Origin of the sequence: Enterovibrio nigricans DSM 22720 (genome assembly GCF_900167155.1) — a bacterium.
Lineage (GTDB): Bacteria > Pseudomonadota > Gammaproteobacteria > Enterobacterales > Vibrionaceae > Enterovibrio > Enterovibrio nigricans.
In genome coordinates this window covers 30,467-46,178 of sequence record NZ_FUXU01000023.1, presented here as the reverse complement: position 1 = coordinate 46,178, position 15,712 = coordinate 30,467, and the positions used below count along the sequence as shown (strand labels likewise).

Here is a 15,712-nt window from a genome sequence, read left to right as displayed (position 1 = left end):
TCGTTTGATAGGGGGTGGCACTTGATTCTCTTACTCTGACGATGTGAAACGCCTGGCGGCTTCAATGCGATTATCCATGTCTGGATGAGAACTGAGCCATTCCAACAACGCACCGTTACTCTGTGCATTTTTCATCAAAGAGAACATGTCAGCCTGTGCCGTTGCATCACCATATCTCTGTGTCAGATATTTGGACGCGAAACGATCAGACTCTTCTTCTGCTTCACGCGAATACCCCGAAGAGGCGAGGAGTACACCAACCCCAGTCAGCGTATCAATCGCACCTGTGCTCTCACCGGTAATCACAGCGACAGATACCGAGAGCAACGCCGATCGAACCAAAGACTTCATAACATGCTGGTGATAAACATGACCCAGCTCGTGAAGGATCACACTTTCTAATTGCGCCTCTGATTCCGCCATTTCAACCAGAGGATCCAGCAAAATAATCGTACCATCACTCAACGCAAAGGCATTCGCGCCCCCCTTCCAACTTCTAAATACGATGTTGGGGGCAAGTGGCATTTCGGGCAATGACGCAACGATGCTGTCAAATTGGCGAGAGATTTTCGCTTTCTCGTCGTCCGACAATTCAGATGGCGACAGCATGACGTCATCCAGTTGTGTCATCACATGCTCTCCCACAAGCAACGGGACTTGATTAGGAAGGACATGGGTGACACCGGTACTTAGCGCCGGAATGCCAACCTTGAAGAACAGCAGAATAAACACAACCAAAGAGACAATGCTGCCCACAACCGCCGTCTTATTTGACTCCAACGATTGAATCCAACTTTGCTTTTTACTTAGAGCTTGAGGCAGTTCTGCATCACTTACCGGCACAAATAGCTCACCATTTGGAAACCGAAATTGTGTCGGCAAATTACCCACTTGCTCCGCGCATTCTAGCTCATCAATGGCACAGCTAATCTCGGTATCATCGAAACGAAGCAATACCCTGTCGCTGCCAAGGACAAACAACTCTGCTGAGAACTTGGTTGAATTACCAACGTGGTATGCAAACCCTTCCGTCATCACCCGATACCGATATCGAGATCAAAGCTATTTGCCAACTCATCGCCAATAGACGATTTGATGTTCTGCATATCGTCACGAACCGTTAGCGCATCAATATCACCCTGCACTGTCGTCACACTGCACAAATAGCGCGTTGTTCTGACTTTGACCCAAGGGCGAGCAATACCCAGCGTCACAAGCAATAAGAGGAAGTTGGACAACGTCAGCCACATATAGCTCATCGTACGCATCGACGAACCCAGCTTGTACATTGGGTCATCTTCTGCGGTCATTTGCCCTAGCACGTGGTTACGAGTTCTAGCAGCAATGAATGACGTCACAATCAACAACAACGCAAACATACTGGCATACATCAGCACCATGCCAAATAAAGCTCCAGCGAATCCTACACCGCTTAAAGCCTCCTCCACCGAGCCGACATCCATCGCTTGAAGGTACGCGCCCATCCCAACAATCGCGGCAATGACACCAAAAACAATCATACCTAAGATTGTGAGGCCAAAGCCCATCAACGCAGCCAGCAAATAAGTCTTGATAAAGAAACCAAAAGAGACATCGGCCTTAAAGCGAAGTTTTCCATAGCCATAGCCGTTGGCAAAGTATTTCGCCATGCCTTGCATCAGCCATACGTAAGACAAGAAACCAAGGATAGGAACAAGAACAAATGCCATCCAAACACCACTCGGCATGCCCTGCCCTGTGGTCTGAAAATAAGCAAAAAAAGCAATCGGCGCAAAAATACAGGTCGCAAATATCAGGCCGCGGCCAAGGATGTAGCCATAGGCTCCCGCCAAAGAACCATTAAAATTCAAACGCACATTTCGATAACTTGTCATTTTCGCATCAAAACGGACATTGTTTCTGGCAAGCCAAGGCATTGCCAGCATACCCACCAGCATCAGTACAATAGAAAATGTCGGAGAAATTTCACCAGAGATAAACCAAGCAATAAAAATGATCGTCGCAATGATGCGCCCTATAAGGATTTGCTTAGGTGTAGCATGATAATCAAAACGATCGCTCGCTAACTCAGTGTTGCCGTAAAAGTATTTGTTTGTGCGAACCTTCGCCCAGGCCGAATAGATACCGAGAGTAATGATGCTCAGCACAACATTAACTATCCAAATCCCGAAGAACTCTCGACCACTACCGTGAAACGTAAATTTATTTTCTGGTGCCATTTCTAAACCAACCTTGTGTCAAAAAACGAAGCCACATATTATCGATATCTCACCGAAAGCAAGATTCGGATTTCAGCAAGTGCAAACAATAGCATCAAATAAATTAAAACCTCATAAAATCAGCCAGATGCACTAAAAAACGCCAATGCAAGGAGCAATGATGGCAACAGGGGCAGTTCAAATTCGTCAACTCGTTAGACAACTACTTCGTCATAGAGGCTTGTTAGACAATATCTATGGCACAACAAATCTAACCACAGTGCAATGCCATGTACTTATTGAATTGGAGAATGAAGCACTGTCTGCATCTGAGATAGCCTCTCGCCTCAACATTGACGTCGCAAACGCCAACCGTACACTTGCTATTTTGATCAATAACGACAATGTGCTTTCACACGCATCGCCAGAAAGTGTCCAGCCGACCTACAGCCTTTCCGACACGGGTCGTACACGCTTACGTGAGCACCACCAAGGAATCAACCAACAAATCACTGGCTATCTTGAGCAGCTTGATAGCGATGAAATAGAAACACTGTCATGCGCATTACACCGCTATAACCGCGCCATGCTGCAAACAGAGCAACAAAGCGGGTACACAGTAAGACGCCTTGAACCCGCGGACAATGCTGCCATTGCTAACGTCATCCGTAAGGTTTCTGCAGAGTATGGTTTGACGGCAGATAAAGGCTATAGCGTGTCTGACCCAACACTCGATGCACTCAGTGAATGTTACAAACCAAGCAACGCGGCTTATTGGGTGATTGAAAAAGACGGGAAAATTTGGGGGGGAGGAGGTATTGCTCCGCTCTCTGGAGAAGACGACGTTTGTGAATTACAGAAAATGTATATACGACCAGAACTACGCGGCAGAGGCTTTGCTCGAAGGCTAGCAGCAACGGCAATGAAATTTGCCCGAGAAAAAGGGTACACAGCCTGCTATTTAGAAACCACAGCCTGCTTGAAAGAGGCCATTTCTTTGTATGAATCGATGGGTTTTCACCACCTCGACGCCCCGCTGGGCAATACCGGTCACTGTGATTGCGAAGTCGCCATGTTAAAACGCTTTTAACACAGACACAAAAAAGCCGGCAACAGCCGGCTTTTTCACGAAATTAGTCTTCGCCTTCTTCGTCGAAGTCACCTTCTTCTTCGTCGTCATCTTCATCAGACTCGAAGTAAGTGCCCCAACCGTCATAATCGATTTTGTATTTTTCAGCCAGTGCCACCAGCTTTTCCACTTGCTCATCGATTCGCTCAGCTTCCAGTGCCGATTCCATTACTGCGTCAAAACAGATAACGGTGCTGCCATCTTCAAGCTCCAGCTCTTCCGCTTCCAGCACTTCAAAGCCCAATTTAAACGCTTCAACAGCAGCGCCTTCCAGCTCTTCAAAGCTATCAGCAGACAGGTGATGCTCAATGGTGTAAAGCGCATCAGGTTCACTGCCATCTTCCAACAAAGCAGCAATGATTTCGCGGGTGTCCGCTTTTTGTTCTTCAATAATGTCAGCGTAAGACATTGGAAAACTCCAGATTGAATTAAGACGGGGGCACTATCGCATGGATCTGCGCGTAATTCCACGTCGAACTCACGCATTAAGCACCCATTCTCAGCATTCCAGCCACCCCATCCTCGTGCATGGAACGCATGTTAATCAAAAGTAAAATTGACCTGACACCACAAGGTTGTCATTATTTGAGAACAGGGTGATAACAACACAAGATTCTGGCAAATAGCCAACTTACCAAAATCTTGCGCCATTAAAGCCCCTATTTTTGGAATAGTGTGAACACCCATTGCATAGCTACGCACTAGATACGCAAAAATCCTTTTTCCGCCATTTGTCGCAGCCAAATGCCACGACATACAAATTGCAAAAAGGGTTTATTGAGATAAATGGATTTACGACACGTATTCAGGCGTTTTGGCTACATAGCGCCCCTTCTACAGAATTCTGTCGCTCTATATTCCTTTTCCCATCGAGTTTGGTAACACAAGCGCTTACCCCCAACCTTTGGGTGTAAGCGTCTTTCACCAAACGCTTGGAGATTAATAATTATTCAAGAGAGAAATAGTCATGAGTCAGTTATATGTAGGTTCGGAAGTTGGTCAACTTAAGCGAGTCATGCTGCACCGCCCTGAGCGCGCATTGAATCACCTTACTCCCTCAAACTATAAAGATCTGCTATTTGATGACGTACTTGCCGTCGAACGTGCAGGCGAAGAACACGATCAGTTCGCACAAACGCTGCGCGACCAAAACGTCGACGTATTGCTGCTTCACGATCTTCTGGCCCAAACGCTCTCAGTCCCTGAAGCAAAAGCGTGGTTGCTCAATGTACAGGTGGGCGATTACCGTTTAGGGCACCAGTTTTCCTATGATGTCCGTGAATATTTAAGTACGCTCAGCGACGAAGAACTGTCCCATATTCTGCTTGGTGGTCTGAGCTATATTGACTTCCCTCTCCAATCGCCTTCGATGATGCAAGCCATGCACGAGCGCACTGACTTCATTATCGATCCACTTCCCAATCATCTGTTTACCCGAGATACGTCTTGCTGGATCTACAGCGGTGTCTCACTCAACCCAATGGCTATGCCCGCCCGACAGCGCGAAACCAATCATTTACGCGCGATTTATCGCTGGCATCCCCTGTTTGCAGATCAAAACTTCATTACCTACCTCGGCGCAGAGCAACGTGACTATGACAATGCCATGGTCGAAGGCGGCGACGTACTGGTGATTGGCAACGACACGGTATTGGTCGGCATGTCAGAACGCACCACTCCTCAAGGCGTTGAAGCGTTAGCACGCAGTCTGTTCCAACATGATCAGGCAAAGGAAGTTATCGCCATTAATCTGCCTAAGCACCGATCTTGTATGCATTTAGATACGGTGATGACACACATGGACATTGATACCTTCTCTGTCTACCCGCAGGTGATGCGCAAAGACCTACAATGCTGGCGCTTAATCGATAAAGGCAACGGTGACGTTGAAGCAAAGGAAGTCGACTACTTCCTTCATGCCATAGAAAAGGCCCTTAGCATCCCTCACTTGAATATCATCACCACTGGCGGTGACAGCTTCGAGGCCGAGCGAGAGCAATGGAACGATGCCAACAACGTTCTAACAGTACGCCCAGGCGTTGTCATTGGCTACGAAGGTAACGTCTACACCAATGAGAAATATGACAAAGCGGGTATTACAGTATTACCAATACCCGGCGATCAACTCGGGCGCGGACGTGGCGGAGCACGCTGCATGAGTTGTCCTATTGAACGAGAAGACCTTATCTAATCCTATTTCCGCGTGACATCGACGGGCCTCAGCACTCTGAGGCCTTTTTTTTTATCGATAAAAACCGAATATCAACGCTATAAAAATAATTAATTATTCAATAAGGTTGCGTTTTGATGCGTAAATCAGTAAAAATTGTGATTACTATCATAGATAACATTGTCTTCGTCATTCGGAAGCTCAAGGATTTTTGAAAGGGAACTCATCATGGCTTTTAATTTGCGCAACCGAAATTTTCTTAAATTACTCGACTTCACGCCACGTGAGATCGAACATCTACTGTCATTGTCTGCTGAGCTGAAAAAAGCCAAATATGCCGGCAGTGAGCAACCGCGCCTTAAAGGCAAAAACATCGCGCTGATTTTTGAGAAAGCCTCAACCCGAACCCGCTGTGCATTTGAAGTGGCTGCGTTCGATCAAGGTGCGCAAATATCTTACATCGGTCCATCCGGCTCTCAAATCGGGCATAAAGAATCGATGAAAGACACAGCACGCGTGCTTGGCCGTATGTATGATGGCATTCAATACCGTGGATTCGGTCAGACGATTGCAGAAGAACTCGGCCAATATGCAGGCGTACCGGTCTGGAATGGCCTTACTGATGAATTTCACCCAACACAGATCTTGGCCGATCTTCTCACCATGCAAGAACACGGTCGCGGTAAGCACTTGCATCAAATGGCATTTGCCTATTTGGGTGATGCCCGCAACAACATGGGGAACTCACTCATGGTGGGTGCAGCCAAAATGGGGATGGATATTCGCCTTGTTGCACCAAAGCAGTTCTGGCCTGAAGATGCGTTAGTTGCCGAGTGCAAAGCCATTGCTGAAGCCACCGGTGCGCAAATCACGCTCACCGAAGACGTAGCTGAAGGCGTTAAAGGCTGTGATTTCCTCTACACCGACGTATGGGTGTCGATGGGCGAATCTAAAGAAGCGTGGGATGAACGCGTCGCCGTAATGACACCGTACCAAGTGAACATGGATGTCATCAAAGCAACGGGAAATCCACATGTGAAGTTCATGCACTGTTTGCCCGCGTTCCACAATGATGAAACCACCATTGGGGCGGAAATCGCTGCGAAATACGGCATGAATGGACTAGAAGTCACGGAAGATGTGTTCGAGTCAGACTATTCAATTGTGTTCGATGAAGCAGAAAACCGTTTGCACACCATTAAAGCAGTCATGGTCGCCACACTGGGCAGTTAACTCACTGATATGTTCTGAAAGCCGTCCTTTGTGGACGGTTTTTTTATGCTTATTAGAAACATACCTTATTGATGACTTTGCTGACTCCTTCTTGCAAGGCGTGCAAATGGGCGTATAATCCTTCGCAATTTGTCAAAAAACGAACCGGAATGCCACATTTAGTCTCACATTCAGTTGCTAAAGCCTGCCGAATCTCGGCAATGGCCACCGTTTTCGTTTTTAATGTATTTATAAATTAAGCCTCCATATTTGGAGGCTTTTTTTGTCCAAAATCTACCATCCATTGAGGGAAGAGAAGACATGGCGACCTCGCTGTACAACAAGCACATTATCTCCATCCCGGAGTTGTCCCGCGAAGAATTGGAACTTATCGTTGAAACAGCCGGTAAGATAAAGGCTGAGCCGAAACCTACGCTGCTAAAAAATAAAGTCGTTGCGAGCTGCTTCTTTGAAGCATCGACACGTACTCGCCTGTCATTTGAAACCGCGGTTCAACGCCTTGGCGGCACAGTGATTGGTTTCCCTGACGGTGGCAATACCTCTTCGGGCAAAAAGGGCGAAACCTTGTCTGATACAGTACAAGTTATCTCTTCGTACGTGGATGCATTTGTTATGCGTCACCCAAAAGAAGGGGCGGCTCGCTTGGCATCTGAGTTTTCAAAAGGCGTTCCAGTGATCAACGGTGGCGACGGCGCAAACCAGCACCCGTCGCAAACCTTGCTGGATCTCTTTAGCATTTATGAAACACAAGGTCGCTTGGATAACCTCAGCATCGCCATGGTCGGCGACCTAAAGTACGGCCGTACCGTGCATTCTCTGACCCAAGCTCTGTCGAAGTTTACGAATAACCGCTTCTACTTCATCGCGCCGGACGCACTGGCAATGCCAGACTACATTCTGGAAGACTTGGATGAAGCAGGTATTGCATACAGCCTGCACGCCAACATCGAAGATGTGGTGCCAGAGCTGGATATCCTATACATGACGCGCGTACAAAAAGAGCGCTTCGACGAATCTGAATATGCGCACATTAAGTCGGCATATGTTCTCGATAGTCCGCAACTCGAAAACGCGCGCGAAAACCTGAAAGTGCTGCACCCGCTCCCACGTGTGGACGAAATTACTGTCGCTGTCGACAAGACCCCATACGCGTATTACTTCCAGCAAGCAGAAAACGGTGTTTATGCTCGTCAAGCACTGCTGGCACTGGTTATCAATGGCAACATCTAAGGCGGGAGTAAACAAGATGGTTAAAGAACATAAACTACAGGTTGAAGCGATCAAAAACGGCACCGTTATCGACCACATTCCTGCGAACGTTGGTTTTAAAGTCATGAAGCTGTTTAAGCTGCATAAAACCAATCAACGTGTCACGGTTGGCCTGAACTTGCCTTCATCAGCACTAGGCGCGAAAGATCTGATTAAGATCGAGAACATTTTTGTTTCAAAAGAGCAGGCACAGCAACTGGCACTGTACGCACCCAATGCGACCGTCAATCAGATTGAAAACTACGAAGTGGTTGCCAAGTTGCCTCTAACACTGCCAGAGAGCATTCTGGGCGTATTCAATTGTCCAAACACAAATTGTATTACCCATGATGAAAAAGCGGTAGAAAGCAGCTTCAACGTGATTGAAAAAGCGAACGACGTGCAACTGAAGTGCAAATACTGTGAAAAGGTATTCTCACGCGAAATCATGACAGAAAGCCACTGATATTAAAAAAGCTTAAAGGCCGGTGCATGCGCCGGTTTTTTTATTACTCTTAAGGCACTCCACAGACGCTAAACCGCGTAAAATGTGATGTTCTGGGTTTACGTAGGTGCTGGCAAGATGCAGACTAAGCACTTATACCCAAGTTGCTTGAAGAAGCTTGGTATACCCCGTTTCCATGAAAGATTAAAAGTAAGGATAGGTAAATGACTAAAGTGCTTCACACTGAACACGCGCCAGCCGCGATTGGTCCATACATTCAAGGCGTTGACTTGGGCAGCATGGTTCTGACTTCCGGTCAAATTCCTGTAAACCCTGTGACTGGCGAAATTTCTCCAGATATCGCTGCTCAAGCGCGTCAGTCTCTGGAAAACGTGAAAGCAGTTGTTGAGTCATCAGGCCTGAAAGTTGGCGATATCGTTAAAATGACTGTTTTCGTAAAAGATTTGAACGATTTCGGCACCGTTAACGAGGTGTACGGCAAGTTCTTCGACGAGCACGGTGTTGAGCACTACCCTGCACGCTCTTGCGTAGAAGTTGCACGTCTTCCTAAAGACGTGGGTATTGAAATCGAAGCGATTGCTGTTCGTAAATAATCGTATTTGATAGAAAAAACGCTGCCACACGGTGGCGTTTTTTTTCGCTTCTATACTGACTTAAGTGAATCATTCCATGACCATCCTGAACGCCTATTTTAACTGGAGTAGCGGTAAAGACAGTACCATGGCTCTTTACTATGCGCTGCGTGACCCGAGCATCAATATCAAAACCCTGCTGACCTCTGCCAACGAAGCGCATCAACGCGTGTCTATGCATGGTGTGCATGTTTCATTGCTTGAGAAACAAGCCGAATCTCTTGGCTTGCCGCTGAAGACGGTTTGGCTACCAGAGACCGTCACCATGGAGCAGTATGAAAACATCGTGTCGAATGCCGTGGCTGAACTCAAAGCCATCGATTGCACCCATGCGATTTTCGGCGATATTTATTTAGAAGATTTACGTGCCAGCCGCGAAGCGCAATTGGCGACCGTTGATGTGAAAGCCCTTTTTCCACTATGGAAAAAAGACACTCACGCCCTAATGCAAACCTTGTTCGAACTGGGTATTAAAGCCGTCGTGGTCGCGGTTGACGGCAGTAAGCTCAGTAAAGACTTCGTCGGCCGTGAGCTCGATCAGGCATTCTTGGACAGCCTCCCAGAAGGCGTTGACCCGTGTGGTGAGAATGGCGAGTTCCACACCTTTGTGTACGATGGCCCAGACTTCAAACAGCCTGTAGCCTTCACCAAAGGGGACATTGTTACCAAGAAATATGCAGGGACCAATAACCCAGAACATCCGGGATATTATTTCCAAGAGCTGCTCCAAGCCTAAAACGCATCTTGTTGTACAAACCGAAAAAGCACCGTCAGACGGTGCTTTTTGCTTCTAGATCGCTGTTTTTATTTTGAAACGCATTGCCCATTAATGGGGCAGTTGGCGTTCGACTTTATCGACCACTTGGGTAAACCACGCGGTAAAACGCTCAGGTGACGACTGCATTTCTAAGGCTAGCTCTCGCTGTGGCCACCAACGCCAACTCATCACTTCATCTGGATTGGGGTTCAACACCACATCGTCAACCTTACAAAGAATGATCTGGTCCAGTTCATGTTCGATCAAGTTGTTATCAAGTTCCGCGCGATAGCAAAACAAATCGCCCATTTCAAACTCAAGCTGCGTCTCAATGCCTAACTCTTCAAACAAACGACGCGTCGCGGCTGCCTCAAACGCTTCCCCCTGCATGGGGTGAGAACAGCAGGTGTTGGTCCACAAACCGCCACTGTGGTATTTGCTGAGCGCACGTTGTTGCAGCAGGTACTCTCTACCTTCTGCCGTTTCTCGGTAAATCATGACCGAAAACGCCAGATGCAACAGCCCTTCTTGATGCGCCAGCATTTTTTCTGCCAACCCAATCGGTTCGCCTTTTTCGGTGACCAGTACCACCTGATTTTTCAGCATATCTGTCTTACTTCTTTTACAGCACCTGAAAATACAAAAGGATACGCATTGGCGTATCCTTTCAATTCGTTTTGTACAGTGTATTACTTCTTATTCAACTCAGCGACTTCTGCGTCCAATTCCGCCAGTTTTGCCGCCATCAGGTCATGGCAATGTTTCGACAATTCACGAACCCGATCTTTGCCATAGCCTTCCGTTGAGATGGGATCCATGATTTCAACGATGATATGGCCGTTGTCGCGACGCGACACTTCTAAGTGACGCGTAGAACTGCAAACGATAGGTACGATGGGCACACCCGCGCCAATAGCAGCATGAAATGCGCCCGTTTTAAATGGCAGTAAACCACGACCACGTGAACGAGTGCCTTCAGGGAACAGCCAAACCGACACGTTATTGTCTTTGATTTGGTCAACCACTTGACCGATGGTGCCCATGGCTTTGGTGCGGTTGTTACGGTCAATCAGAATATTGCCAGTCAGCCAGTACAAGGTACCGAAGATAGGAATGTAAGCCAGGCTTTTCTTGCCCACAGTTACGGCACCAGGACGCACAGCATTAGAGACAGTGACCAAATCCCAGTTACTTTGGTGGTTTGCGATATAGACGCAGGTTCCGACTTGCTTAGAGGCTTCTGATTGGCGAAGCTCCAACTTGATACCAAAAAGGGAAGACAGCTTGCCGAACAAACGGCCAAAAGTATAAACGTGCTTTGGATTTCTCGGGCTGAACAGGCAATAACCACAACCGAATACAAGCATGAAAATCGCAAACAACGCGACAGCCAACAGTCGCAGTATAAAGTACATTCTTATCTCCTAGGGTCGGTTGACCTTTGCGCCAGTTAACCGCTGGAAAGGTTTGGGAATTGCTACCTGAGAATCGCTTTTACGTTTTAAGCGTACAGGTGTGCGCTAAAAATTTCTGGCCCTAGTATACGTGTCCGACAATAAAATTCATCACACTTTGTCGAAACATTTTTAACCGAGACCCCAAACCCCCTAAAGATGTTTAAATTCCGGCTGCAGGCAGAGAGAAAAAACCCTCCGGCCGGAGGGTTTCAGCATTACGCGTCTGGCGTTTCTATCGAGTCTTTCGGTGTCGAGATCTCAATCGCAGTGACACGCTGAAGACCGCGAGGCAGCATCGAGCCACGACGACCTCGTTCACCGCGGAAGTTATCAATATCCGTCGGTTTCAAAGACAACTTACGCTTACCTGCATGCAAGGTCACTGTCGCCCCTTGCGGGATAACAAACAACTGAGAAAGCAGCTCTTCACGCGCTTTTGCACGAGCAGCAGGAATATTAATGATCTTATTCCCTTTCCCTTTCCCTAATTGCGGCAACTCTTTCACAGGGAACACCAACATGCGGCCTTCATTGGTGATCGCGATAATGTCATCACTGTCGATGTCTGCCACTTTATGAGGCGGCATCACTTCTGACGCCTGAGGCAAGCTCAACAGCGCCTTACCACTACGGTTCTTCGATAACAGGTCATCGTGCTTACACACAAAGCCATAACCCGCATCCGAAGCCATGAGCATCAAGTTTTCATTCTCACCCATCAGCACATGGCGAATAGACGTACCTGCCGTAATGTTCAAGCGACCCGTAATAGGCTCACCCTGACTGCGTGCGGATGGCAAGCTGTGAGACTCCAGCGCATAGCTTCGACCGTCAGTACCAATAAACACCGCAGGTTGACTGCTCTTGCCTCTCGCGGCAGCTAGATATCCATCGCCCGATTTGTAGCTCAGCGTCGATGGATCAACATCGTGCCCTTTTGCATGACGGATCCAGCCTTTTTCTGACAGAACCACTGTAATAGGTTCGCTTGGCACCAAATCACGTTCCGTCATCGCTTTCGCTTCTTCACGCTCAACCAATGGCGAGCGGCGATCATCGCCATACTTTTCAGCATCTGCGGCAATTTCTTTTTTCAGCAAAGTGTTTAAGCGACGTTCAGAACCCAGCAGTTTCTCCAACTGCTCGCGTTCTTTGTTCAATTCGTCTTGCTCGCCACGGATCTTGATTTCTTCCAGTTTCGCTAACTGACGAAGTTTGATTTCAAGGATGGCTTCAGCTTGTCGCTCGCTCAGCGAGAAACGCTGCATCAACTCGGCTTTCGGATTGTCTTCCGTACGGATGATCTCGATGACTTCATCGATATTCAGGTACGCAGCCAATAAACCGTCAAGGATATGTAGGCGCGCTAACACTTTATCCAAACGGTATTGCAGACGACGACGCACTGTTTCACGGCGAAACACTAGCCACTCAGTCAAGATTTGAAGCAGACCTTTAACCTGAGGGCGGCCGTCGAGACCAATCATGTTCAGGTTCGCGCGGTAACTACGTTCTAGATCAGTTGACGCAAACAAGTGATTCATCAACTGATCGCAATCCACACGGTTTGAGCGCGGTACGATCACAATACGCGTTGGATTTTCATGATCCGATTCATCACGAAGATCTTCTACCATCGGCAGTTTCTTCGCGCGCATCTGGTTGGCGATCTGCTCAAGCAATTTCGCGCCCGATACCTGATGCGGCAGCGCACTGATCACAATGTCGCCATTCTCTTTGTGCCAGCAGGCACGCATGCGGATAGAGCCTTTACCGCTGCGATACAGTTTCTTCAACTCCACCGCAGGGGTAATAATTTCGGCTTCCGTTGGATAGTCAGGGCCTTTTACGTACTCCAGTACGGCGTCTAAGTCCAAACTCGGTGAGTCGATCAACGCCACCAGCGCATTTGCCACTTCACGCACGTTATGAGGAGGAATGTCTGTGGCCATACCCACGGCTATCCCTGTCACACCATTCAACAGAATGTGCGGCAAGCGCGCAGGCATGGTTTTCGGCTCCTTCATGGTGCCGTCAAAGTTTGGTTGCCAGTCAACCGTGCCTTGGCTGATTTCGCTCAGCAAGACCTCAGAAAAGCGAGAAAGACGCGATTCCGTATAACGCATTGCTGCGAACGATTTCGGATCGTCGGGTGCACCCCAGTTCCCTTGACCATCAACCAACGGGTAGCGGTAAGAGAAAGGCTGCGCCATCAGTACCATGGCTTCATAACACGCAGAGTCACCATGCGGGTGATATTTACCCAGCACATCACCCACGGTACGGGCAGATTTTTTATATTTCGCCGTTGCCGACAAACCCAGTTCAGACATCGCATAGATGATGCGACGCTGCACAGGTTTAAGACCGTCACCAATAAATGGCAAAGCACGGTCCATGATGACGTACATCGAGTAGTTGAGGTATGCATTCTCGGTGAACTTCCTTAGCGGAAGCTGCTCGACACCGTCATAAGTAATATCAGTCATTGAAAACGTCCGATTCTAAAATCCAGTTAAATTTCTGCCAGCTCGGCCATGTCGCCTTTTTCTTGTAGCCAATGGCGACGATCTTCCGCACGCTTTTTGCCTAGCAGCATGTCCATCATTCGATCCGTCTCTTCCTGATCGTCGATAGTAAGCTGAACAAGACGACGCGTGTTCGGATCCATGGTGGTCTCACGAAGCTGAAGTGGGTTCATCTCACCCAGACCTTTGAATCGCTGAACATCGATTTTTGCGCGTTTCTGGCTAAGGCTTTCTAAGATGCCGGCTTTCTCGGCATCATCGAGTGCGTAGAAAACCTCTTTACCGCAGTCAATGCGATACAGTGGAGGCATAGCCACATAAACGTGCCCTGCACGAACCAACGCATGGAAATGCTTCACAAACAGTGCGCACAGCAAGGTCGCGATGTGTAGACCGTCCGAGTCCGCATCGGCGAGGATACAAACTTTACCGTATCGCAGGCCTGTCAGATCTTCGCTGTCAGGGTCAATGCCCAACGCGACGGAAATATCATGCACTTCTTGCGATGCCAACACTTGGTCTGCCGAAACTTCCCATGTATTTAGGATTTTACCGCGCAGCGGCATGATGGCTTGGAATTCACGGTCACGCGCCTGCTTGGCTGAGCCACCTGCCGAGTCACCCTCGACGAGAAACAGTTCGGTGCGCGCGAGATCTTGCATTGAACAGTCGGTCAATTTACCTGGTAGTGCAGGACCTGACGCGACCTTTTTGCGCACCACTTTCTTGGCGGCACGCATACGGCGATGTGCGTTTGCAATACAGACTTCAGCAAGCTGTTCCGCCAATTGCGGACGCTCATTTAGCCATAAACTGAACGAGTCTTTCACAACGCCGGATACGAATGCCGCACACTGGCGCGAAGACAAACGCTCTTTGGTTTGGCCAGCAAACTGCGGATCCTGCATTTTCACAGAAAGCACGTAAGCACAACGTTCCCAAATATCGTCAGCCGTGAGTTTTACACCACGCGGCAAGAGATTCCGGAACTCACAGAACTCTCGCATCGCATCCAGCAGACCTTGGCGTAAGCCATTTACGTGCGTACCGCCTTGTGCAGTCGGTATCAAGTTAACGTAACTTTCAGTGATGAGTTCACCACCTTCTGGTAGCCAGATAATGGCCCAGTCGGCAGCTTCATGAGGTGCTCTAAACTCCCCCACGAAAGGTTCAGCAGGCAGTAACTCATATCCTTTCACGCCTTCGGCCAAGTAGTCTTTCAGGCCACTTTCGTAACACCACGTAATGGTTTCATTGGTGTTTTTATCCGTGAAGACAATCTCAAGCCCCGGGCACAATACGGCTTTGGCTTTGAGGTTGTTTTTCAGGCGAGAAACGGAGAATTTTGGAGAGTCAAAGTACTTTGCATCCGGCCAGAAATGTACGCGAGTGCCTTTTGCACGACGCCCACAGGTTCCAACGACCGTCAGTTCTTGTACTTTATCGCCATGTTCAAATGCAATTTCATACACCTGACCATCGCGTTTGACAGAGACTTCAACACGGTTCGATAGCGCATTCACTACCGATATACCTACCCCGTGCAAACCGCCACTGAACTGGTAGTTATTGTTCGAGAACTTACCACCCGCATGGAGTTTACAAAGGATCAGCTCGACACCCGACACACCCTCTTCTGGGTGGATGTCGACAGGCATCCCTCGGCCGTCATCAATAACTTCCAAAGACTGATCCGCATGGAGGATAACTTCCACCTTGCGTGCATGTCCTGCCAACGCCTCATCGACACTGTTATCAATGACTTCTTGACCGAGGTGATTAGGACGGGTCGTGTCTGTATACATTCCGGGACGACGACGCACCGGTTCCAGGCCATTAAGAACTTCAATGGAGCCCGCGTTATAAACTTGCTCTGTCATAGATGAATGGTTTT

At 48.3% G+C, this 15,712-nt stretch carries 14 protein-coding genes; 7 read left to right on the top strand and 7 right to left on the bottom strand.

Going from position 1 to position 15,712, the window contains the following annotated elements; translation table 11 throughout:
- Positions 1-30 precede the first annotated feature (30 nt).
- Positions 31-1,035, bottom strand: coding sequence for a M48 family metallopeptidase (locus B5D35_RS10510; protein WP_078752539.1), 1,005 nt, complete (start codon positions 1,033-1,035; stop codon positions 31-33).
- Positions 1,035-2,219, bottom strand: coding sequence for a YjgN family protein (locus tag B5D35_RS10505; RefSeq protein ID WP_078752538.1), 1,185 nt, complete (start codon positions 2,217-2,219; stop codon positions 1,035-1,037). Before B5D35_RS10505 ends, B5D35_RS10510 begins: the two co-directional genes overlap by 1 nt.
- Before the next feature lie 160 nt (positions 2,220-2,379).
- On the opposite strand from B5D35_RS10505, the gene B5D35_RS10500 reads away from it, so the two are divergent.
- On the top strand, positions 2,380-3,288 hold the full coding sequence (locus B5D35_RS10500; protein ID WP_078752537.1) for a bifunctional helix-turn-helix transcriptional regulator/GNAT family N-acetyltransferase: 909 nt from the start codon (positions 2,380-2,382) through the stop codon (positions 3,286-3,288).
- Between the two features lie 43 nt (positions 3,289-3,331).
- Here B5D35_RS10500 and rraB read toward each other — a convergent pair whose 3' ends face one another.
- Entirely contained in the window at positions 3,332-3,736 is a 405-nt protein-coding gene (gene rraB, locus B5D35_RS10495) for a ribonuclease E inhibitor RraB (protein WP_078752536.1), read from the bottom strand.
- A gap of 558 nt (positions 3,737-4,294) precedes the next feature.
- Between rraB and arcA the strand changes: the two genes are divergently transcribed.
- The 6 genes from arcA to B5D35_RS10465 all read left to right on the top strand — a co-directional run bounded on the left by arcA (position 4,295) and on the right by B5D35_RS10465 (position 9,812).
- The gene (gene arcA, locus B5D35_RS10490; protein WP_078752535.1) at positions 4,295-5,518 is read left to right on the top strand and encodes an arginine deiminase; all 1,224 of its coding nucleotides are present in this window, start codon (positions 4,295-4,297) and stop codon (positions 5,516-5,518) included.
- 207 nt (positions 5,519-5,725) lie between these two features.
- Complete coding sequence (gene argF, locus B5D35_RS10485) at positions 5,726-6,730, top strand: ornithine carbamoyltransferase (RefSeq protein ID WP_078752534.1); 1,005 nt, start codon at positions 5,726-5,728, stop codon at positions 6,728-6,730.
- A gap of 300 nt (positions 6,731-7,030) precedes the next feature.
- Positions 7,031-7,960, top strand: coding sequence for an aspartate carbamoyltransferase (gene pyrB / locus B5D35_RS10480; RefSeq protein WP_078752533.1), 930 nt, complete (start codon positions 7,031-7,033; stop codon positions 7,958-7,960).
- 16 nt (positions 7,961-7,976) lie between these two features.
- Positions 7,977-8,444: an aspartate carbamoyltransferase regulatory subunit gene (gene pyrI / locus B5D35_RS10475; protein WP_078752532.1), complete on the top strand. Its 468-nt coding sequence runs from the start codon at positions 7,977-7,979 to the stop codon at positions 8,442-8,444.
- Between the two features lie 203 nt (positions 8,445-8,647).
- A complete protein-coding gene (locus B5D35_RS10470; protein ID WP_078752531.1) occupies positions 8,648-9,037 on the top strand; it encodes a Rid family detoxifying hydrolase in 390 nt (129 codons plus the stop codon).
- Positions 9,038-9,113: 76 nt separating this feature from the next.
- Positions 9,114-9,812, top strand: a complete 699-nt coding sequence (locus B5D35_RS10465; RefSeq protein ID WP_078752530.1) for a Dph6-related ATP pyrophosphatase — start codon at positions 9,114-9,116, stop codon at positions 9,810-9,812.
- 90 nt (positions 9,813-9,902) lie between these two features.
- Here the strand turns inward: B5D35_RS10465 and idi are convergent, their stop codons facing one another.
- The 4 genes from idi to parE all read right to left on the bottom strand — a co-directional run bounded on the left by idi (position 9,903) and on the right by parE (position 15,698).
- Entirely contained in the window at positions 9,903-10,439 is a 537-nt protein-coding gene (gene idi, locus B5D35_RS10460) for an isopentenyl-diphosphate Delta-isomerase (protein ID WP_078752529.1), read from the bottom strand.
- 83 nt (positions 10,440-10,522) lie between these two features.
- Positions 10,523-11,248 carry a 1-acylglycerol-3-phosphate O-acyltransferase gene (locus tag B5D35_RS10455; RefSeq protein ID WP_078752528.1) on the bottom strand — a complete coding sequence of 242 codons (726 nt, stop codon included), beginning with the start codon at positions 11,246-11,248 and terminating at the stop codon, positions 10,523-10,525.
- Between the two features lie 257 nt (positions 11,249-11,505).
- Positions 11,506-13,779: a DNA topoisomerase IV subunit A gene (gene parC / locus B5D35_RS10450; RefSeq protein WP_078752527.1), complete on the bottom strand. Its 2,274-nt coding sequence runs from the start codon at positions 13,777-13,779 to the stop codon at positions 11,506-11,508.
- 26 nt (positions 13,780-13,805) lie between these two features.
- Positions 13,806-15,698 carry a DNA topoisomerase IV subunit B gene (gene parE, locus B5D35_RS10445; RefSeq protein ID WP_078752526.1) on the bottom strand — a complete coding sequence of 631 codons (1,893 nt, stop codon included), beginning with the start codon at positions 15,696-15,698 and terminating at the stop codon, positions 13,806-13,808.
- Positions 15,699-15,712 lie beyond the last annotated feature (14 nt).

Coding starts and splice junctions, on each gene's coding strand:
- B5D35_RS10510 (WP_078752539.1), bottom strand. CDS start 1,035: ATGACGGAAGGGTTTGCATACCACGTTGGTAATTCAACCAAGTTCTCA.
- B5D35_RS10505 (WP_078752538.1), bottom strand. CDS start 2,219: ATGGCACCAGAAAATAAATTTACGTTTCACGGTAGTGGTCGAGAGTTC.
- B5D35_RS10500 (WP_078752537.1), top strand. CDS start 2,380: ATGGCAACAGGGGCAGTTCAAATTCGTCAACTCGTTAGACAACTACTT.
- rraB (WP_078752536.1), bottom strand. CDS start 3,736: ATGTCTTACGCTGACATTATTGAAGAACAAAAAGCGGACACCCGCGAA.
- arcA (WP_078752535.1), top strand. CDS start 4,295: ATGAGTCAGTTATATGTAGGTTCGGAAGTTGGTCAACTTAAGCGAGTC.
- argF (WP_078752534.1), top strand. CDS start 5,726: ATGGCTTTTAATTTGCGCAACCGAAATTTTCTTAAATTACTCGACTTC.
- pyrB (WP_078752533.1), top strand. CDS start 7,031: ATGGCGACCTCGCTGTACAACAAGCACATTATCTCCATCCCGGAGTTG.
- pyrI (WP_078752532.1), top strand. CDS start 7,977: ATGGTTAAAGAACATAAACTACAGGTTGAAGCGATCAAAAACGGCACC.
- B5D35_RS10470 (WP_078752531.1), top strand. CDS start 8,648: ATGACTAAAGTGCTTCACACTGAACACGCGCCAGCCGCGATTGGTCCA.
- B5D35_RS10465 (WP_078752530.1), top strand. CDS start 9,114: ATGACCATCCTGAACGCCTATTTTAACTGGAGTAGCGGTAAAGACAGT.
- idi (WP_078752529.1), bottom strand. CDS start 10,439: ATGCTGAAAAATCAGGTGGTACTGGTCACCGAAAAAGGCGAACCGATT.
- B5D35_RS10455 (WP_078752528.1), bottom strand. CDS start 11,248: ATGTACTTTATACTGCGACTGTTGGCTGTCGCGTTGTTTGCGATTTTC.
- parC (WP_078752527.1), bottom strand. CDS start 13,779: ATGACTGATATTACTTATGACGGTGTCGAGCAGCTTCCGCTAAGGAAG.
- parE (WP_078752526.1), bottom strand. CDS start 15,698: ATGACAGAGCAAGTTTATAACGCGGGCTCCATTGAAGTTCTTAATGGC.